Origin of the sequence: Kosakonia oryziphila (assembly GCF_900094795.1) — a bacterium.
GTDB classification, from domain to species: Bacteria; Pseudomonadota; Gammaproteobacteria; order Enterobacterales; family Enterobacteriaceae; genus Kosakonia; species Kosakonia oryziphila.
In genome coordinates this window covers 1-19,601 of record NZ_FMBC01000042.1, presented here as the reverse complement: position 1 = coordinate 19,601, position 19,601 = coordinate 1, and the positions used below count along the sequence as shown (strand labels likewise).

Genomic DNA, 19,601 nt, shown 5'->3' with positions numbered 1-19,601 from the left:
TAAATCCGGCTTGCGTCGAGATTCGCTCCAGTTTTTGTCAAGAATCCATCAAGAGTATGTGAATTATCCCGCCGCATCTGTGGGAAGCAGGATGCTAACTTTCAGACCGCCCTTTTCCGGTAATGAAGCGCTGATGCTACCGCCATGTGCATGGCAGATGGCGCGAGCAATGGAGAGCCCAAGGCCGCTGCCGCCGGAATGTCGCGCTCGCGACGTTTCTGCGCGGGTAAAGCGCTCAAACATAAGCGGCAGAAAATCCGCTGCCACACCCGGTCCGTCATCCTCAAAATCAATCAGGTAGAGGTTATTCTGTTGTTGAAGAATGATGGATAAATGGCCGTCCCGCCGCCCATAGCGCAGTGCATTTTCCATCAAGACGGTAAAAATCTGCCCCAGGCGGAATGCGTCGCCGATGAACATCGAAGGCGCACTGGCGGTAACGGTAATTGTCAGACCGGCACTATCAGCCAGCGGTTTCAGCCATGCCGCGCGCTCATTTAACAGTTCCGCCAGAGACACTGGCTGAAGCGTAAGCGTAAGCTGCCCCGCATCAGCCAGTGATAGTAGGTGGAGTTCATCTGTCAGCCGGCTAAGATACTGCAACTGCTTCATGACCATTCCCAGTTGCGCTTCGCTGGGTTCAAACACCCCATCCAGCATGCCCTGCAAACGACCAATAGCGGCCGTCAGGGGCGAACGCAGTTCATGTGCCATTGCCACATGCGAAGCCCGAAGCTCGCGCTCATACCTCGCCAGTTGGCGCGTCATGCTGTTAAAGTCGCTGGCAAATCGCACCATTTCTTCAGGCGCTTCTTTTACCAGCTCCGCCTGGCTGCCAAACTGCCCATGAGTGACTTCGTCGGCTGCATCGCGCAAGCGGCTGAATTGCAGCGCCAATGGCCGCGCATAGCGAAGCCCCATAATGACAATAAAGGGAATCATCACCAGCACCAATACTGCGACCATTATCCAGTCCGCAGAGGCAATAGAGGGCGTGGAATAGCTCAGCCCCCACCATGTATCGACAATATCGTGGAAGCGCGACGGGTTGAGTTGCGGGTTGTCTTTCAGGGCAATAAACTCGGTGCGCACCGGGGCTGGCATATGGTGTAGCACCCAGAAATCCTGCACGGCGTAACGCAACCACATACATACCGCGATAATGATGACAGAGCCGATCGCCAGCGCGAGGATGCGTTCGCAAATCCAACGCCAGAGCGACTGATGAACCGATTTTTTCATGGCTGCCGGAACCTGTAACCGACCCCACGCACATTGGCTATAACGCCCGTTACGCCCGCACTTTCCAGTTTTTTGCGTAAATTATAAACGTGGGTATCGACGACCCTTTCCAGCGCCTCGCTTTCCGGCAGGCACTGCTCAAGCAGGAACTGGCGTGAGAAAGGCCGCGTCGGATGGCGCAGCAACGTGGTTAAAATCGAAAACTCTGCTGGCGTCAGTTCGAGAAAACGCTCGCTGTTATCCGGCTGTATGACCGCCGCCGTAATTGCGGTAGTGTTCACTTCCAGATGATGCCAGCGCAGGATCTCTTCACGCGCTTCTGTACGGCCAGCGCGCCGCAGCACCGCCTGAACGCGTGCCACCACTTCGCCGGGATGGTACGGTTTCACGACATAATCATCCGCACCGTAACGCAATGCTCCGATACGATCAGGAGTATCACCCATCGCCGTCACCATAATCACCGGTACGTCGCTTTTGCGGCGCAGAGCCGCCAGTACTTCCGTACCATTCATTCCCGGCAACATCACATCCAGCAGGATAAGATCGGGCTTCCAGCGTTGCGCCTGCTCAAGCCCGCTAAGGCCATCGACGGTCAACGATACATCATAATTTTCACGACGCAGGTAGGCTTCCAGCACGTTTGCCGCATCGACATCGTCTTCGATCACAAGAATTTTCCGGGACAACATTTGCTCACCTTGACCGTTTCTTAACACTTTCCTGACCGTTTATTGATATGAGCCGGATATCTTCCACACCCAGAAGATGGTAAAACCCTGCCGGAACAAAATGTTCCCCAATAAGCGAGATGTGATGATATCGATAAAAACCGCCTTGTACAGGAGCAGCCCATTACTGGCCGCCTTCACATTTTCAGCTCACGCTGATGAAGATACTGCCGCGCCAAATGCGTTTACCCTTGGCATCGGGGGACAATATGGCCCTCGCTACAGTGGCTCAGACAAACAACGCCTGCAAATTGTTCCTGTGATACAGGCACGCTGGAATGCGCTCTTTTTTGATTCGGAAAAAGGGCTGGGCTACGACTTACCGGCCGATAACGGTTTCTATTTCGAACATACGCTCGGTTATGGGCTGGGACGTGCCGATAGCGACTCGGGCTGGCGCGATGGAGCAAACAATTTAAAAGGGATGGGTAACATTGATGCCACTCTCAATACGGCAATGGCTGTCGGCTGGAGCATTAGCTCCTGGCTTAACATTGAAGGCAAAACCATCCTTCCCTTTACCGACAGTCAGGGTGTGCAATACCAGGCATCACTGACGTTAATCCCACTGCAAACCACCAGCAATACCCTTGTTTTTCAGTCTGTCGCGCTGTTTGGCGATAGCCGTTACATGAATACCTTTTATGGCGTCAGCAGAGAGCAAAGTCTGCGTAGCAGGTACACTCTCTATGCGACAGAGGCGGGGTTCTATGGGGTGGACAGTGAGCTGATGTGGGATCATCAATTTAATGAACATTGGGGGGTAATGATGAGTGTCGGTGATCGCTGGTTGAGCGACCATGCCGCAGACAGCCCACTGGTGCAGCGCCGTAATGAAGGTACTGGCGAGTTGGCCTTTCTTTATACATTCTAGTCGGTTGAGAAAGGCAAACGCGCCCTTACCTGCACCATTACGGACATAAGCCACTCTCCGGATTTTCTGCGACATCCGGAGAGCATGTCCCCCGCACTAGTCGCTTTGCACAACCCAATTGAGTTTGTTGACCTGGAAACCCAAACGCTGCGCAATCGCGAGATAATTTTGCTTCACCGCATCCGGAATGGTCGGCGTACGCGAGAGGATCCACAAGTAATCGCGATTTGGCCCACTCACCAGCGCGTACTGATAGTTATCATCAAGAGCAATAACGTTATAGCCACCATAAAACGGACCGAAGAACGAGACCTTCAGCGCGGCGGTCGTTGGTGACCCGGTAAACAGAGCTTTGCCTTCACTCTCACGCCATTTTTGCTTTTGCGGATCATAACCCCGGTTCAGCACGCTGATTGCGCCGTCTCGGCGCTGACCATAGGTCGCGGTGACCTGCTCCAGGCCGCGCTCGAAGCGGTTTTCCAGGCGTGCGATTTCGTACCATTTACCAAGATAGCGACTGGCATCAAAGCCAGTAACGGGCTGCACGCCTTTCGGCGGAGTGGGCGACTTGCATGCCACCAGCGCCAGTGCAATCGCTACGCCAGTCAAAACAGGCCAGAATTTCATGTATGTTCCTTTCCTCTGCTGCATCAAGTGTGCGTGGACAACGAATGCTCAGCATAGATTGTGTTTCAGGGTGATGCTGCTCAGCGTATGCTCAGTCATAAAACATCACTATGACGAAAAAATACCTGGACGCTCGCAGTGCAGAGTATGTTATCGTTCTGTCGATATGCATCAGTCCGGTGAATGGAATGTTTTAGAGTGAACCGGTAGATTCCATGGACGCATGCATATAAAAAAAGACCGAATACGATTCCTGTATTCGGTCCAGGGAAATGGCTCTTGGGAGAGAGCCGTGCGCTAAAAGTTGGCATTAATGCAGGCTAAGTCGCCTGGCACTTTAAGAATAGATGACGGCGTCAGCTTTTCCAGTCCGCGACATAAGTGGTCAGAAAAATTCGCGCAGCGTCACGTTAAAAAAATGCTAAAACCGCAAGACTTGCTCAGACAAGCTTGCGGTGTTTTTATTGCATATCAGCTAATTAACATAGTCAGTTAACAAAGTTTCTCTGCCCGGGCGATAAACGGGTAAAGGCTCATCTTTTCACCGGGTTTGGCTGGATCATTAACCTGAATAATGCTGATCGGCTGCCCACTGGCTTTGCCGCTGGCGACCTGCTTTTCCGCCACATCGTTCAACGGGTATTGCACCAGCGTGCTGGGATTGATGGCATAAAGCGCATGTCCGGGACGGCAAGTCAGCATGATCTCTTCACGATCAAATGCCCATTTGTCTTTGCCAATTTCAAAGCGGCTAACGGTGATCACCTGCGGTGCAGCGAGCGCCACACCTGAACATGTCAGCATTAATAGCCCTAATAAGTTCTTTCTCATTCTTTCCGCCAGGTTCAGTCAAAAAGGTTCCCATGTCGCAAAAAGGCTCACTGTGGCAAGCACCAGCGCGCCCAATCCCAATTCGGCCCAGGTCAGGACGATAAATCGCTGTCGCGCAGCATCATAATGCGGGTTCAGACGCGGCACCAGAACATACCGATTCACAAGGGCAATTACCACCATCAGCGCCACAAGCGCACATTTCAGCAACAGCATCCGCCCCCAGTCATTTTGCCAGGGGTGCTCTACGCCTTCGATCAATAACGTGTTGACCACTCCGGTTGCCAGCACGCCCGCAACCGCAAAATGGCCATAGTGGGAAAAACGCAGCATGGCCGAGATGGCTGCCTGGCGTGACTGCCCATGAGCCAGACGCATGCAAAACAGTACCGGCAGCAATCCGCCGATCCACATCGCCGCGCAAAGCAGATGCAGCGCATGATTGCCACGCTGGAGAACGCCCATCGCCCCTTCGCGCATTGCCGCGTGCCCGACTCCCGCTGCCAGCAAAAACTGGATAACCAGCAACACGAAGATACGCCGCTGTTGTTGAGGCTGAAGGAATACGCTTATCAGCGTCAGGAGGGCAATGATGATTTGCCACGCCCAGATCGTGCCAAAACCAGTCGCTGCTACCGCCAGCCAGGTCGAGGGTTGCCAGACATCTCCCCAGCCATCCCCCATTAAACCACCCTGGACAGCGAACATCAGGATAGCGCTAAGGGCGCTTAGCCATAAACATCTACACTGAAGGGGAAGAAAGCGGCGGGTAATCAAACGCTCCAGGCTGCGCGGAACCAGCCACGCGCTGAACAGTGCACAGCCAAACGAGAGCATCAGGGCAGCGAAATGCACAAATCGCAATCCAACAAAAGCGGTTTCCAGCATTTGTTACTTCACGGAAAAGTGATACTGACCACTGGTTTTGTGCCCATCAACGGAAACCACGTGCCAGTTAACGGTATAATTGCCCGGCGTCAACGGTTCCTCCAGCGGAACGATCATCTGCTTTTTATCATTCTCATTGCGTTTTACCGCGCCGGTTCTGATAATTTGTTGCTGCACACCGATTAACGAGATACCACTAAATTTCGGTTCAATACCTTCCGAAAAATCCAGCGTTAGCGCCTGTGGCGCAGCGGTTACCGCCGCATCGGCGGCCGGGTATTGCCCCTTGAGGTGCGCATGTGCCAGCACAACTGGTGCCGTAAAAAGGCTGGCGATGAACATCGCTGTTCGCCAGTGTGCGTAAGCAGAGATGGACATAGAGTTCATTCCTTTTTGGTATACATTTAGGAAAAAGAATAACCCTGTACAATATTCGCGTCGAGTATCATTGCCAGCGTACTTGTCTTTCTGCGGCAGGCTTAGTAACTTTTGCCGCGTGACCCCAGGAGAAAATCATGATTACCAATCTTGCGCAGCTTGAACAGAAAGAGATGGACAAGGTCAATGTCGATCTTGCGGCCGCGGGCGTTGCCTTTAAAGAACGCTACAACATGCCGGTGATAGCAGAAGCCGTGGAGCGTGAACAGCCGGAGCACCTGCGTAACTGGTTTCGCGAGCGTTTAATCGCTCATCGCCTGGCTTCCGTTTCGCTTTCGCGCCTGCCTTATGAGCCTAAAGCCAAATAACGGAGCTGGTTATGTTACGTGTTATCGATACCGAGACCTGCGACCTGCAAGGTGGGGTTGTGGAAATTGCCTCCGTTGACGTGGTTGACGGAAAGATAGTCAATCCACTGAGCCATCTGGTCCGCCCTGACCGCCCTATCAGTCCCCAGGCGATGGCCATCCATCACATAACAGAAGCGATGGTGGCTAATCAGCCATGGATTGAAGACGTTGTGCCGCACTACTACGGCAGCAACTGGTATGTGGCGCATAACGCCAGTTTTGACCGCCGCGTGTTGCCTGAAATGCCGGGCGAATGGATCTGCACCATGAAACTGGCACGCCGTCTCTGGCCGGGTATCAAATACAGCAACATGGCGCTGTATAAATCCCGTAAACTGAGCGTACAGACGCCGCCGGGGCTGCATCATCACCGAGCGTTATACGACTGCTATATCACCGCCGCGCTGCTGATCGACATTATGCAGGTTTCCGGCTGGACGCCGGATCAGATGGCAACCATGACCGGCCGCCCGGCGCTGCTAACCACCTTCACGTTCGGCAAATACCGCGGCGAAGCAGTATCTGAGATTGCCGACCGCGATCCGGGTTACCTGCGCTGGCTGTTCAATAACCTGGAGCGCATGAGCCCGGAACTGCGACTGACGTTAAAGCACTATCTCGGCGACGATTAATGTACCCCGTGGCCGGGCAAAGTGCCCTGTGTCAGGGCAATCAGAAAAGCATATTCCAGCGCCACGCCTTCATAGGATTTAAAACGCCCGGATTTCCCTCCGTGCCCTGAATCCATATCTGTACAGAGTAGCAGCAAGTTATTGTCCGTTTTGTACTCGCGCAGTTTTGCCACCCACTTCGCCGGTTCCCAGTACTGCACCTGTGAATCATGCAGCCCGGTCGTTACCAGCATGTGCGGATAATCGTGAGCCTCGACGTTATCATACGGGCTGTAGCCCTTGATGTAGTGATAGTACGTTTCATCCTGTGGGTTCCCCCACTCTTCAAACTCACCGGTGGTCAGCGGAATAGATTCATCCAGCATGGTGGTTACAACATCGACAAAGGGAACCTGGGCAATAACGCCATGAAATAGCGCGGGACGCTGATTGATGACGGCACCTATCAGCATACCGCCGGCACTTCCGCCCATGCCGTAGCAGAAGAGCGGAGAACCATATCCCTGCGCCAGCAGCGAATCGGTGACATCAATAAAATCATTGAAGCTGTTTTTCTTGTTGAGGAATTTTCCCGCTTCATACCATGATTGCCCCAGCTCACCGCCGCCGCGTACGTGGGCAATCGCAAACACAAAACCCCGATCAAGCAGGCTCAAACGGCTACTACTGAAGTCGGCATCCATACTGGCACCATAGGATCCATACCCGTAGACTAGCAGTGGATTTTCACCTTTGCGGAATAAGGTGTGGTTGTAAACCAGTGAGACCGGCACTTCAACGCCATCTCTGGCGTGGATCCACAGGTGTTCACTGCGATAGCGGCTGGCATCAAAACCAGCGACCTCAACTTGCTTCAGCACCCGCCGCTCGCCAGTATCCATATCCAGTTCAAAAAGCGTGTCCGGCGTGGTCATCGACGAATAGCCGTAGCGTAAACGCGAGGTCTCCGGTTCCGGGTTATACGCCAACCAGGTAACATATGCCGGATCGTCAAACGCAATGCCCACCACCTCCCTGGTCTTACGGTTGATCTGCCGCAGGCTGGTTAAGCCGCGCTGCCGCTCTTCAACCACCAGCCAGTCGGTGAAGAGCGTAAACCCTTCCAGCATCACCTGTTCGCGTGCCGGGATTAGCACTTCCCAGCGTCTCTCATCGCGCACTTTGGTGCGATACAGGCCAAAGTTTTTGCCTTCACGATTAGAACGAAGGTAAAAAGTGTGCTGGAAATGGTCAAGGTTGTACTCATGCTCTTTGCGTCTTGGCAAAAAACAGAGCGGCTGCGCATCGGGTAGTTCTGCGTCTAGAAGCAGCACTTCGCTGGTGGTAGCGCTGGAAAGGTGGATTGTGATGTAGTGCTGCGAGGTCGTTTTACCTAAACCGACATAGAAGGTCTCATCCTGTTCTTCATACACCAGCTCATCCTGCTGTGCTGGTTCGCCGACGGTGTGGCGCCACACCTGATAAGGCAACAGCGTGGTTGCATGCTTGCGCACATAGTAGAGCGTTTCGGAGTCATTGACCCAGACAAAATCCGGTGAGATGTTATCCAACACTTCCGGGTACCAGTTGCCGGTTTCAAGGTTACGAAAACGCAAACCATACTGACGGCGCGATAAAAAATCTTCGGCTATCGCCATAATGGCGTTGTCTGGCGAGACTTCCAGGCCACCGAGCGTATAGAACTCGCTGTGTGATGCGCGCTGGTTGGCATCCAGCAGCACCGTCCACTCATCCCACTCAGCGCTCAGCACCGACTGACGCTGGTAGATTGCATACTCATTACCCGGTTCGTAAATGTGCCGATAGCGATAACCATTTTTGACATAGGGCGCGGAAACTTCACGCTGCGGTATGCGCGAGATGATCTCCTGCAGCACGTCATCCTGTAGCGCCTGCTGCGATGCCATTATTTCGCGGCCGTAATCATTTTCCTGACGCAGATAGTCAAGTACCTTTGACTGCGAGCGGGTGTCGTCCCGCAGCCAATAATAATTATCAACACGCGTATCGCCATGCGTGGTGATCGCGTGTGGGATCTGTTTTGCTTTCGGCGGCATAGTATTGTTCTTTTTTGTTTAACACTCTTGTAAGGTTGGCAAAACCCGCGCGTGATGCAAGCGAAACCACACTGTAATCAGAATCAAACGGTAAGTTTTTGCTGCTTTATATCCGCCTCTATCTCCTCACGAACTGCCTGCAGGATCTGTAACGCATCTCCCAATACCTTCAGATAGCTGCGTGTTCTTTGTCGTCGATATGGGCATCACTTTTCGCCGCAAAAACCAGGCTGTTTTATATACTCCAGCCCACGCGAAGATGAGGGATCCGCGTTATCTTTCGAACCCAGCAGCGACTGTATTTGATTCAACCAGCTCATAGCGCCCTCGCTTATCAATGTGTGGTTGGCCAGAGTAAGCGAGGGGGAGGTCAGAAAGTGTCTGTAGCGGCAAAAGATGGGAAAGTTATGTGTTACGGCTGCGGCTGGTACTCTGCTGTACCCGCTTTACAATCAACGGTCACACGGTAGTGAATATCCATACTTTTACCGCGAACCGTGAGCGGTACTGTCCATTTATCGCGCTTACCGACGATCTCTTTCGGATTCACCCTGGCGACCGGATCGGCCTGCCCCAGTTTTTTCTGATCGTCTGCCCAGCGCACAATGCGATTTTGCAGATAGTCATGCTTAACGCTGGCCGCGATCCCATCAGCATCAAGGCCTTCACAAGAAGGAAACTTTACCGCTTTGTCCGTTGCAGCGTGCGCCATGGTACTGCCTGCCAGCAAAAGCAGACTTGTAAAAACTCCTGCTATTTTCATGCTTATCTCCAGGTACTTACTTGTCCAGTGAAAAGCATGGTACAAATTGCTGGCAGTGCAAGATCAGGCGACTTTCGCGCGCTTCTGTGCGCTTTTAATATCCACCGCGTCTGTCGGCTCAGCATCCTCAGAAGCAGCCACGGCAACAGGTTCTTCCGCTTCAGCCCCTGGCAATTTTCCGGATTTCAGAATGCCGCTCAGCGCGTCTTTCTGTTCGGCAAGCCACAGCGCCATTTGATCGCGCATCTCATCTTCCAGTGCTACCGGGCCGGTACCTAACCAATCGCCCAGCACTTCCGCCAGATCGAGCATTTTATCGTAAGCATCAGCTTCCTTTTTGCTGGCAAAAGACATTTTTTCCTCACCTTCACGAATGACTACGTATTTAACTTCTACCGCCATGATGCAGCCTCATTAAACTGTGTATTTATACAGTATAGTAGCGCGATGAAAAAAGCATCGCAAGGGATAAAAGACAGACGCAAACGTTTTCGTTTATACTGCGCCCAGTTTTTTTCCCAACGGTAAGATGCTATGACTCTTTTAGGTACTGCGCTGCGCCCCGCAGCAACTCGCGTGATGTTACTCGGCTCTGGCGAACTGGGTAAGGAAGTGGCCATTGAATGCCAACGACTGGGCATAGAAGTGATCGCGGTTGATCGCTACGCCGATGCGCCGGCTATGCATGTGGCGCACCGTTCACATGTAATCAATATGCTTGATGGTGATGCGCTGAAGGCGCTGGTCGCGCAAGAAAAACCGCATTTTATCGTGCCAGAAATAGAAGCTATCACCACTGACACACTGCTGGAACTGGAAGCGCAAGGCCAGCATGTGGTGCCCTGCGCCCGCGCCACAAAATTAACAATGAACCGTGAAGGCATTCGTCGCCTGGCGGCGGAAGAGTTGCAGTTACCGACATCCAGCTACCGCTTTGCTGACAGTGAAGCGGCTTTTCGCGATGCCGTCGCTGAAATAGGTTTGCCTTGTATCGTTAAACCGGTGATGAGCTCCTCCGGTAAAGGCCAGAGCTTTATTAAAAGCGCAGAACAACTGACGAAGGCCTGGGAATACGCCCAACAGGGCGGCCGTGCGGGTGCCGGGCGAGTGATTGTCGAAGGTGTGGTTAACTTTGATTTTGAAATCACGCTTCTGACCATCAGCGCCGCTGATGGCGTCCATTTCTGTGCACCGATCGGCCATCGCCAGGAAGATGGTGATTATCGTGAATCCTGGCAGCCGCAGCAGATGTCGCCGCTGGCACTGGAGCGCGCACAGGAGATTGCCAACAAAGTCGTGCTGGCGTTGGGAGGCTATGGTCTGTTTGGCGTAGAGCTGTTTGTTTGCGGCGATGAAGTGATTTTCAGCGAGGTCTCTCCTCGCCCGCATGATACCGGGATGGTGACGCTGATTTCCCAGGATCTTTCGGAGTTCGCACTGCATGTCCGGGCTTTCCTCGGTTTACCGATTGGCGACATCCGCCAGTACGGCCCGGCGGCTTCAGCAGTGATCCTGCCGCGCCTGAGCAGCCAGAATGTAACCTTCGATAATGTGCAAAATGCGCTCGCTGCCGGTGTGCAACTGCGTCTTTTTGGCAAACCTGAAATCGACGGTTCGCGCCGCATGGGTGTTGCACTGGCTGTGGCTGAACGTGTCGAAACGGCCGTAGAACGCGCGGTTGCCGCCGCCGCAGCAGTTCAGGTTAAGGGCTAAAAAAACCCGGAGGCGCTTATCGCCTTCCGGGTCTTTCTGCACAAGGCGGGTAAATACCCGCCCACGGGATTACTGTTTCGCGCCTTCTACCGCTTCACGCGCCAGTTTGGTGATGCGATCGTAATCACCCGCTTCCAGCGCATCTGCCGGAACCAGCCAGGAACCGCCGATGCAAAGCACGCTTTTCAGCGCCAGGTAATCACGGTAGTTAGCCGGGGAGATCCCGCCAGTCGGGCAGAAACGAACCTGAGAGAACGGACCCGCAATCGCCTGCAACGCTTTAGTGCCGCCGTTTGCTTCCGCCGGGAAGAATTTGAACTCTTTCAGACCGTAGTCCATGCCCAGCATCAACTCAGAAACGGTGCTGATGCCCGGGATTAGAGGGATTGTACCTTCGGTTGCGGCTTTCAGCAGCGGCTCGGTCAGGCCCGGGCTGATAGCGAACTGCGCGCCAGCAGCGGTGACTTCCGCCAATTGCTGTGGGTTCAGTACCGTACCGGCACCGATGATTGCGTCGGGCACTTCTTTCGCGATAGCGCGGATAGCATCAATCGCACAAGCCGTACGCAGGGTGACCTCAAGTACGCGAACGCCACCAGCAACCAACGCTTTTGCCATCGGCACAGCGTGTTCCAGTTTGTTCACTACAATCACCGGCACTACCGGGCCTGTTTTCAGAATTGCTTCTGCGCTCGTTTTCCAGTTTTTCATCAGAGTTTTTCTCTCGCCAGAACTAAATCTTATCGTTTTAAAAAGTGATACAGGTTGCGCCCTGCTCCGCACCGGAGAGTTTTTCCCGCAGCGCGCCGAACAATTCGCGGCCTGTGCCCACGCGCATCGCGCTCAGGTCAGGAATATGCGGCTGACGTGCGGCAAGTTCGTTGTCATCAACCAGCAGCGTTAACTCGCCTGTCTGCCCGTTAACCCGGATAATATCGCCATCACGCACTTTCGCCAGCAATCCGCCATCGTATGCTTCTGGTGTAACGTGGATTGCCGATGGCACTTTACCTGATGCGCCTGACAACCGTCCATCGGTAACCAGTGCTATTTTGAAACAGCGGTCCAATAATACACCAAGTGGCGGCATGAGTTTATGTAATTCTGGCATGCCGTTCGCTTTTGGCCCTTGATGACGGACAACCACCACACAATCACGATCCAGCAAGCCTGCTTCGAAGGCCGGTAAGACATCATGCTGACTTTCAAAAATCACCGCTGGTGCTTCAATAACCTGATTTTCGACCGGCACTGCCGAGGTTTTCATCACCGCACGCCCCAGATTGCCGCTCAGCACTTTGGTGCCGCCATGTTTCGAGAACGGCTGATCGATGGTCGCAATGACGTTAGCATCCAGCGATACGGTCGCGCCGTCACGCCAGTCCAGCTCGCCATTATTGAGCCACGGTTCCTGGGTGTAGCGCGTCAGACCAAAGCCCGCCACGGTGTGAACGTCTTCATGTAACAGACCGCCTTTCAGCAGTTCTCGCATCAGCACCGGCACACCGCCAGCCGCCTGGAAGTGGTTAATGTCCGCCGGGCCATTCGGGTAGAGACGCGCCAGCAGCGGAACAACATCAGAAAGATCGGAGAAATCATCCCAGTTGATGATGATCCCTGCGGCGCGCGCCATCGCCACCAGATGCATAGTGTGGTTAGTGGAGCCGCCTGTCGCCAGCAGTGAGACGATACCGTTCACCACAACTTTTTCATCAATCATTTTACCGAGTGGCATCCACTCGTTGCCATTGCCGGTCAGGCGAGTCACCTGACGGGCTGCCGCTTCAATCAGTACATGGCGCAGAGGCGCATCTGGATGGATAAACGATGAGCCAGGCAGTTGCATACCCATAAACTCGATCACCATCTGGTTAGTGTTTGCCGTGCCGTAAAACGTACAGGTGCCTGGCGCATGATATGACGCTGCTTCTGATTCGAGCAGCGCCATACGATCAACTTTGCCTTCCGCATAAAGCTGGCGAATGCGTACTTTCTCTTTATTTGCCAGACCGCTGGCCATCGGACCAGACGGGATAAACAGTGCCGGTAAGTGACCAAATGACAGCGCCGCCATGGCCAGCCCTGGGACGATTTTGTCGCATACGCCGAGGTACAGTGCGCCGTCAAACATATTGTGAGAAAGCCCTACCGCTGCCGACATCGCAATCACTTCGCGGCTCAGCAGGGAAAGTTCCATACCGTCCTGCCCCTGAGTTACGCCGTCGCACATTGCCGGAACGCCGCCCGCTACCTGACCCACCGCGTTCACCGAATGCAACGCTTTACGGATAATCTCCGGATAGACTTCGTAAGGCTGGTGAGCGGAAAGCATGTCGTTATAGGAAGTGATAATGGCAATGTTGTTGCGCAACATGCTTTTGAGGGAGGCTTTGTCATCAGGCTGGCAGGCCGCAAACCCGTGGGCCAGGTTGCCGCAGGCCAGTGTGGAACGGCGCACGGTGTTCGTTTTCGCCTGTTCGATGCGAGCAAGATAGGCTGAGCGGGTTTCGCGCGAACGTTCAATAATACGATTTGTTACGCGTAACATTGTTGAGTTCATAAGTACTCCTGAAATTTATCTGTCCGGGGGAGCGCGTCAACAATGCCATAAGCCTTAGTTATCAGACTGTAAACACCAAAACGCTGCGCCCCAAAGGCAAAATCGCTTCAGCCAGTGTAATAAAAAAAGCCCCGCTGGTGAATCCAGTCGGGGCCTGAAAGGTGAAAAATTATCCTGTTATCTGTGTTAGATCATGTTACCGGTAAAATTAGATAACCTTTTCCGCCAGAAAATCACTCAAACTCGTTCCATGAACGGCCGTCGCGGGTGATCATCGCCACTGATGCAACTGGTCCCCAGGTACCCGCCTGATACGGTTTCGGCGCATCGTTGTCTGCTGCCCACGCTTCGGTGATGGAATCGACCCATTTCCAGGCTTCTTCCACTTCATCACGACGCACGAACAGGGCCTGAATACCACGCATGGTTTCCAGCAGAAGCCGCTCGTAAGCATCAGCAAGATGCGTTTGATTAAAGGTCTCAGAGTAGCTCAGATCGAGTTTGGTAATTTGCAGGTTGTGTTTATGATCCAGCCCAGGAACCTTGTTAAGCACCTGAATATCCACACCTTCATCCGGTTGCAGACGAATGGTCAGTTTATTCTGCGGCAGATCCTGCCAGGACTCTTTGAACAGGTTCAGCTCTGGCGTTTTAAAGTAGACCACAACTTCTGAACATTTGGTCGGCAGACGTTTACCGGTGCGCAGATAGAACGGCACGCCAGCCCAGCGCCAGTTATCGATATCGACACGGATAGCGACAAACGTTTCGGTATTACTGGTCTTGTTCGCCCCTTCTTCTTCCAGATAACCCGGCACTTTTTTGCCTTGCGCAAACCCGGCGGTGTACTGACCACGCACGGTTTTTTCGCGCACGTTGGCGCGATCGATGCGGCGCAGCGATTTCAGCACTTTCACTTTTTCATCACGAATACTGTCTGCGCTCAGATCGGACGGCGGCGACATGGCAATCATGCAGAGGATCTGTAACAGGTGATTCTGGATCATGTCGCGCATCTGCCCGGCCTGGTCAAAGTAACCCCAGCGGCCTTCGATACCGACCTCTTCTGCCACAGTAATTTCCACGTGATCGATGGTGCGGTTGTCCCAGTTGTTAACAAACAAAGAGTTGGCAAAACGCAGTGCCAGCAGGTTAAGCACCGTCTCTTTACCCAGATAATGGTCGATGCGGTATACCTGGCACTCTTCGAAAAACTCGCCCACCTGGTCGTTAATTTCCCGTGATGTCGAAAGCGATGTACCCAACGGCTTTTCCATCACTACGCGTGCAGGTTTCGCGTTAAGTTTTGCTTCACCCAGCCCCTTACAGATGGCGCCAAAGGTGCTTGGCGGCATGGCAAAGTAGTTGATGGTAGTACGGTTTTTCTGGTCCAGCATTGCGCCAAGGCGTTTGAATGCGGAGGTTTCGTTAACATCCAGATTGCAAAAATCCAGACGGCCACTTAGCTTATCCCACAGACTTTCGTCAATTTTTTCCTTCATGAAGGTTTCAAGCGCTTCACGAACAACCTTGGTATAGGCTTCCTTATCCCACTCAGCACGGCCGACCCCAAGGATACGTGTATCCGGATGGATCTGCCCCGCTTTTTCCAGTTGATACAGTGAAGGCAGCAATTTCCGGCGTGCGAGGTCACCTTTCGCGCCGAAAATGACCAGGTCACACGCCTGGGCTGTTTGTACTACCGCCATGTCAATCTCCTCAGTTGGCTGTCCTGGAGCGTTAGCCAGGCCCTGGTTGTAATTTTATTACAGTACACTGTACTGCGTTTACGTAATTCCCGAAACTGTTACGCATTGTCAGGACGTGCGTTATTTTGTTGTGACATAAAATCTGTTGTTTCGCCCTGAAAAAGCCGGATATTTGCCCTGGAAACAAACGATAAAATCTGACTTTGATCATGTAATGAAAAAAAACAACATCATTTTTCATCATCACTTACCTTTCTGCTTCCTGCGGGGGTAATATCTGATTAAAACGCATCACGATTCCATCTAACAGTGTAATCGTTTCACCATGAGCGCTTTATAACCCATGAATATGCTGGAAAAAATCCAGTCACGGCTGGAACACCTTAGCAAATCTGAACGGAAGGTCGCGGAAGTCATCCTCGCCGCTCCGGACCAGGCCATCCACTCCAGCATCGCAGCGCTGGCACAGGAAGCAGACGTCAGTGAACCGACGGTGAACCGTTTTTGCCGCAGCCTTGATACTCGTGGTTTCCCGGACTTCAAGTTGCATCTGGCGCAAAGTCTCGCCAATGGCACGCCTTATGTTAATCGAAATGTTGACGAAGATGACAGCGTCGAAGCCTATACCGGAAAAATCTTTGAGTCGGCAATGGCCAGCCTCGATCACGTCCGGCAGTCGCTTGATATGACTGCCGTCAATCGCGCCGTCGATCTATTAACCCAGGCGAAAAAAATCTCATTTTTCGGTCTCGGCTCGTCTGCCGCCGTTGCGCACGACGCCATGAACAAATTTTTCCGCTTCAACGTACCAGTGATTTACTCCGACGACATCGTGCTGCAACGCATGAGTTGTATGAATTGTAGCGATGATGACGTGGTTGTGCTGATTTCCCATACCGGAAGAACAAAAAACCTCGTTGAACTTGCGCAACTGGCGCGTGAAAACGATGCTATGGTAATTGCGTTGACGTCTGCAGGGACGCCGCTTGCGCGCGAGGCAACGCTTGCTATCACGCTTGATGTACCGGAAGATACTGACATTTATATGCCCATGGTTTCCCGACTTGCGCAACTGACCGTCATTGACGTGTTGGCCACCGGTTTTACCTTGCGCCGTGGCGCAAAATTCAGGGATAACTTGAAGCGAGTCAAAGAAGCTCTGAAAGAATCGCGCTTTGATAAGGAGCTGTTTATCAAAAGCGATAACCACTAATAGTTAATAACAAAGCGGTAACCTCTTACGCTGTTCGGTCAGGCGCATTGCCCTTCACAGCGGGGCGCTAAATGGCCGAATTCATGTTCACGCAACACCAAGTTGTTTCAGTCAACGGAGTATTACATGTCCAGAAGGCTTCGCAGGACCAAAATCGTAACCACTTTAGGCCCGGCTACTGACCGCGATAACAACCTTGAGAAGGTTATCGCTGCTGGCGCTAACGTGGTGCGTATGAACTTCTCACACGGAACACCTGAAGATCATAAATTACGTGCGGATAAAGTGCGTGAGATTGCGGCAAAACTGGGGCGTCACGTTGCTATCCTTGGCGATTTGCAGGGTCCCAAAATTCGCGTTTCCACCTTCAAGGAAGGCAAAGTTTTCCTGAACGTTGGCGATAAATTCCTGCTCGACGCCAACCTGGGTAAAGGCGAGGGCGACAAGGAAAAAGTCGGCATCGATTATAAAGGTCTGCCAGCCGACGTAGTGACGGGCGATATCCTGCTGCTCGACGATGGTCGCGTACAGCTGAAAGTGCTGGAAGTTCAGGGTATGAAAGTGTTCACCGAAGTGACTGTCGGCGGACCGCTCTCCAACAATAAAGGCATCAACAAACTGGGCGGCGGTCTCTCCGCTGAAGCCCTGACTGAGAAAGATAAAGCGGATATCGTTACCGCAGCGCTGATCGGCGTTGATTATCTGGCTGTCTCTTTCCCGCGCTGCGGCGAAGATCTGAATTACGCCCGCCGTCTGGCGCGCGATGCCGGTTGCGACGCGAAGATCGTAGCGAAAGTCGAGCGTGCGGAAGCTGTTTGCGATCAGGACGCGATGGACGATGTGATCCTTGCGTCTGACGTCGTGATGGTTGCCCGCGGCGATCTCGGCGTTGAAATCGGCGATCCGGAGCTGGTCGGTATTCAGAAAGCGCTGATCCGCCGTGCCCGTCAACTGAACCGCGCGGTGATCACCGCCACACAGATGATGGAGTCGATGATCACCAACCCAATGCCAACCCGTGCGGAAGTGATGGACGTAGCTAACGCCGTGCTTGACGGTACAGATGCCGTGATGCTCTCGGCGGAAACCGCAGCCGGCCAGTATCCGTCTGAAACGGTAGCGGCAATGGCACGCGTTTGCCTGGGTGCGGAAAAGATCCCAAGCATCAACGTTTCTAAACACCGCCTGGATATTCAGTTCGACAACGTAGAAGAAGCGATCGCGATGTCGGCGATGTATGCGGCCAACCACCTGAAAGGTGTAACCGCTATCATCTCCATGACCGAATCCGGCCGCACTGCCCTGATGACCTCCCGTATCAGTTCCGGCCTGCCAATTTTTGCCCTCTCCCGCCATGAGCGCACCCTGAACCTGACAGCGCTCTACCGCGGCGTAACGCCGGTCTATTTCGACAGCGTTAACGAAGGCGTTGCAGCGGCTCACGATGCCGTTAACCTGTTGCGTGACAAAGGCTACCTGCTTTCCGGCGATCTGGTGATCGTGACGCAGGGTGATGTGATGAGCACCGTGGGCTCCACCAATACCACGCGAATTCTGACCGTCGAATAACCGACAAACAGAAAAGCCAAAGGCCTCTCGCAGAAGAGGCCTTTTTTTATTTCTTCGGAAACAGTTCATTACGTTTATAAGGCTCTGTTTCACCGGGTTTGCGCGTCTTCAGCAACTTCAGGATCCAGGTGTACTGCTCCGGATGAGGAGAGACAAACACCTCCACCTCTTCATTCATGCGCCTGGCAATGGTGTTGTCATCCGCTGTCAGCAGATCATCCATTGGCGACCGCACCTGGATAATCAGACGATGCGTACTGGCGTCATAGACCGGAAACAACGGAACAACACGTGCACGACAGACTTTCATCAGGCGGCCAATGGCCGGGAGCGTTGCTTTGTAGGTGGCAAAGAAATCAACAAACTCGCTATGCTCCGCACCGTGATCCTGGTCCGGCAGATAGTAGCCCCAGTAGCCCTGGCGCACCGACTGGATAAAAGGCTTAATGCCATCGTTACGCGCATGCAAACGCCCACCAAAACGGCGACGCACGGTATTCCAGACATAATCAAAGACTTTATTGCCTTGATTATGGAACATGGCCGCCATCTGCTGCCCCTGCGAAGCCATCAGCATCGCCGGAATATCCACGCCCCAACCGTGCGGCACAAGGAAAATGACTTTCGCGTTGTTACGTTGCAATTCATCAATAATGTCTTTGCCCTGCCACTCAACGCGCGGCAATATCTTTTCCGGCCCACGGATCGCCAGCTCCGCCATCATGGCCATTGCTTGTGGCGCAGTAGCAAACATCTCATCAATGATGGCTTCCCTTTCGGCATCGCTTTTTTCAGGGAAACAGTAGAGCAAATTGATCTGCGCTCGACGACGTGCGCTTTTGCCAAATTTTCCGGCCAGACGACCCAGTTTACCCAGCAGGGGATCGCGTATCGACGGAGGAACCAGCGCTACACCGGCAAATGCCAGTACGCCCAGCCACGCACCCCAGTTGCGCGGGTGACGGAATTCACTTTCGAACTCCGGAATATATTCACTGTTATTTTTTTTCGTTTCCATGCATCGTCCGCAGGCCAGAAATCAAGTCACTCAGGATAAGGAGATAGTGTAGCGAGGCGTTATCTCTCGCACAATCGGCATAGGAGGCAGGCCTCTCAGCCTGCTCCCCTGCCACACCACCCGGCATGCGGGTCCGCACCGGGCGGTTCGGGAGTTTGAGGTTACACGAGTCGGGGCAAGCCTTGCCTGTCGAACCACGCAAGATCCAGTACGTGATTGAGAAGTTTGTCACTGTTTCGCCACCAACGTCGGCTGTTAAGCGCTATTTTGTGGGCGATGCTATGACTCGCTCCCATTGCACGAAGTTTCCTGAATATCGTTGTACCACGTCGCCAGTGCTTAAGCTGGAGAGACCTCAACCTGTGCCGAAGCCATTCTTCCAGCTT

19 protein-coding genes and 1 pseudogene are annotated in these 19,601 nt (G+C 53.2%); 6 read left to right on the top strand and 14 right to left on the bottom strand.

Translation table 11 applies throughout. The features are described 5' to 3' along the window. Positions 1-63 precede the first annotated feature (63 nt). Complete coding sequence (locus GA0061070_RS18125) at positions 64-1,242, bottom strand: sensor histidine kinase (protein ID WP_090137413.1); 1,179 nt, start codon at positions 1,240-1,242, stop codon at positions 64-66. Further along, on the bottom strand, positions 1,239-1,934 hold the full coding sequence (locus GA0061070_RS18120) for a response regulator (RefSeq protein WP_090137412.1): 696 nt from the start codon (positions 1,932-1,934) through the stop codon (positions 1,239-1,241). Before GA0061070_RS18120 ends, GA0061070_RS18125 begins: the two co-directional genes overlap by 4 nt. Positions 1,935-2,058: 124 nt before the next feature. On the opposite strand from GA0061070_RS18120, the gene GA0061070_RS18115 reads away from it, so the two are divergent. Further along, positions 2,059-2,847, top strand: a complete 789-nt coding sequence (locus GA0061070_RS18115) for a MipA/OmpV family protein (protein WP_090137432.1) — start codon at positions 2,059-2,061, stop codon at positions 2,845-2,847. 96 nt (positions 2,848-2,943) lie between these two features. Here the strand turns inward: GA0061070_RS18115 and blc are convergent, their stop codons facing one another. The 4 genes from blc to yobA form a co-directional block, all read right to left on the bottom strand. Continuing rightward, a complete protein-coding gene (blc, locus tag GA0061070_RS18110; RefSeq protein ID WP_090137411.1) occupies positions 2,944-3,474 on the bottom strand; it encodes an outer membrane lipoprotein Blc in 531 nt (176 codons plus the stop codon). Between the two features lie 492 nt (positions 3,475-3,966). After that, positions 3,967-4,305: a YebY family protein gene (locus tag GA0061070_RS18105; protein WP_090137410.1), complete on the bottom strand. Its 339-nt coding sequence runs from the start codon at positions 4,303-4,305 to the stop codon at positions 3,967-3,969. A gap of 18 nt (positions 4,306-4,323) precedes the next feature. Continuing rightward, complete coding sequence (gene copD / locus GA0061070_RS18100) at positions 4,324-5,193, bottom strand: copper homeostasis membrane protein CopD (protein WP_090137409.1); 870 nt, start codon at positions 5,191-5,193, stop codon at positions 4,324-4,326. Between the two features lie 3 nt (positions 5,194-5,196). Next, a complete protein-coding gene (yobA, locus tag GA0061070_RS18095) occupies positions 5,197-5,571 on the bottom strand; it encodes a CopC domain-containing protein YobA (protein WP_090137408.1) in 375 nt (124 codons plus the stop codon). 137 nt (positions 5,572-5,708) lie between these two features. Between yobA and GA0061070_RS18090 the strand changes: the two genes are divergently transcribed. Together GA0061070_RS18090 and exoX are read left to right on the top strand one after the other, a co-directional pair. Further along, on the top strand, positions 5,709-5,939 hold the full coding sequence (locus tag GA0061070_RS18090; RefSeq protein ID WP_090137407.1) for a DNA polymerase III subunit theta: 231 nt from the start codon (positions 5,709-5,711) through the stop codon (positions 5,937-5,939). A gap of 11 nt (positions 5,940-5,950) precedes the next feature. Next, complete coding sequence (exoX, locus tag GA0061070_RS18085) at positions 5,951-6,613, top strand: exodeoxyribonuclease X (protein WP_090137406.1); 663 nt, start codon at positions 5,951-5,953, stop codon at positions 6,611-6,613. Here the strand turns inward: exoX and ptrB are convergent. The 4 genes and pseudogenes from ptrB to GA0061070_RS18070 all read right to left on the bottom strand — a co-directional run bounded on the left by ptrB (position 6,610) and on the right by GA0061070_RS18070 (position 9,835). Next, the gene (gene ptrB / locus GA0061070_RS18080; RefSeq protein ID WP_090137405.1) at positions 6,610-8,670 is read right to left on the bottom strand and encodes an oligopeptidase B; all 2,061 of its coding nucleotides are present in this window, start codon (positions 8,668-8,670) and stop codon (positions 6,610-6,612) included. The two genes, exoX and ptrB, sit on opposite strands and share 4 nt — an antisense overlap. 83 nt (positions 8,671-8,753) lie before the next feature. Beyond that, a pseudogene (locus GA0061070_RS25600) lies at positions 8,754-8,852 on the bottom strand (tellurite resistance TerB family protein); the annotation flags it as partial. A gap of 230 nt (positions 8,853-9,082) precedes the next feature. Then, complete coding sequence (gene yebF, locus GA0061070_RS18075; RefSeq protein WP_090137404.1) at positions 9,083-9,433, bottom strand: protein YebF; 351 nt, start codon at positions 9,431-9,433, stop codon at positions 9,083-9,085. Between the two features lie 63 nt (positions 9,434-9,496). After that, on the bottom strand, positions 9,497-9,835 hold the full coding sequence (locus GA0061070_RS18070; protein WP_090137403.1) for a YebG family protein: 339 nt from the start codon (positions 9,833-9,835) through the stop codon (positions 9,497-9,499). Between the two features lie 132 nt (positions 9,836-9,967). Here GA0061070_RS18070 and purT point away from each other — a divergent pair, with 132 nt between their 5' ends. Further along, positions 9,968-11,146: a formate-dependent phosphoribosylglycinamide formyltransferase gene (purT, locus tag GA0061070_RS18065; RefSeq protein WP_090137402.1), complete on the top strand. Its 1,179-nt coding sequence runs from the start codon at positions 9,968-9,970 to the stop codon at positions 11,144-11,146. A gap of 69 nt (positions 11,147-11,215) precedes the next feature. Here the strand turns inward: purT and kdgA are convergent, their stop codons facing one another. The 3 genes from kdgA to zwf all read right to left on the bottom strand — a co-directional run bounded on the left by kdgA (position 11,216) and on the right by zwf (position 15,415). Next, positions 11,216-11,857: a bifunctional 4-hydroxy-2-oxoglutarate aldolase/2-dehydro-3-deoxy-phosphogluconate aldolase gene (gene kdgA, locus GA0061070_RS18060; protein ID WP_007371596.1), complete on the bottom strand. Its 642-nt coding sequence runs from the start codon at positions 11,855-11,857 to the stop codon at positions 11,216-11,218. A gap of 37 nt (positions 11,858-11,894) precedes the next feature. Continuing rightward, entirely contained in the window at positions 11,895-13,706 is a 1,812-nt protein-coding gene (gene edd / locus GA0061070_RS18055) for a phosphogluconate dehydratase (RefSeq protein ID WP_090137401.1), read from the bottom strand. 233 nt (positions 13,707-13,939) lie between these two features. After that, positions 13,940-15,415 (bottom strand): glucose-6-phosphate dehydrogenase, encoded by a 1,476-nt coding sequence (gene zwf / locus GA0061070_RS18050; protein WP_090137400.1) that lies wholly within the window; start codon positions 15,413-15,415, stop codon positions 13,940-13,942. 343 nt (positions 15,416-15,758) lie between these two features. Between zwf and GA0061070_RS18040 the strand changes: the two genes are divergently transcribed. Then, entirely contained in the window at positions 15,759-16,628 is an 870-nt protein-coding gene (locus GA0061070_RS18040) for a MurR/RpiR family transcriptional regulator (protein ID WP_090137398.1), read from the top strand. Between the two features lie 126 nt (positions 16,629-16,754). Beyond that, positions 16,755-18,197: a pyruvate kinase gene (gene pyk / locus GA0061070_RS18035; RefSeq protein WP_090137397.1), complete on the top strand. Its 1,443-nt coding sequence runs from the start codon at positions 16,755-16,757 to the stop codon at positions 18,195-18,197. A gap of 46 nt (positions 18,198-18,243) precedes the next feature. Here pyk and lpxM read toward each other — a convergent pair whose 3' ends face one another. Beyond that, a complete protein-coding gene (lpxM, locus tag GA0061070_RS18030) occupies positions 18,244-19,215 on the bottom strand; it encodes a lauroyl-Kdo(2)-lipid IV(A) myristoyltransferase (protein ID WP_090137396.1) in 972 nt (323 codons plus the stop codon). Positions 19,216-19,601 lie beyond the last annotated feature (386 nt).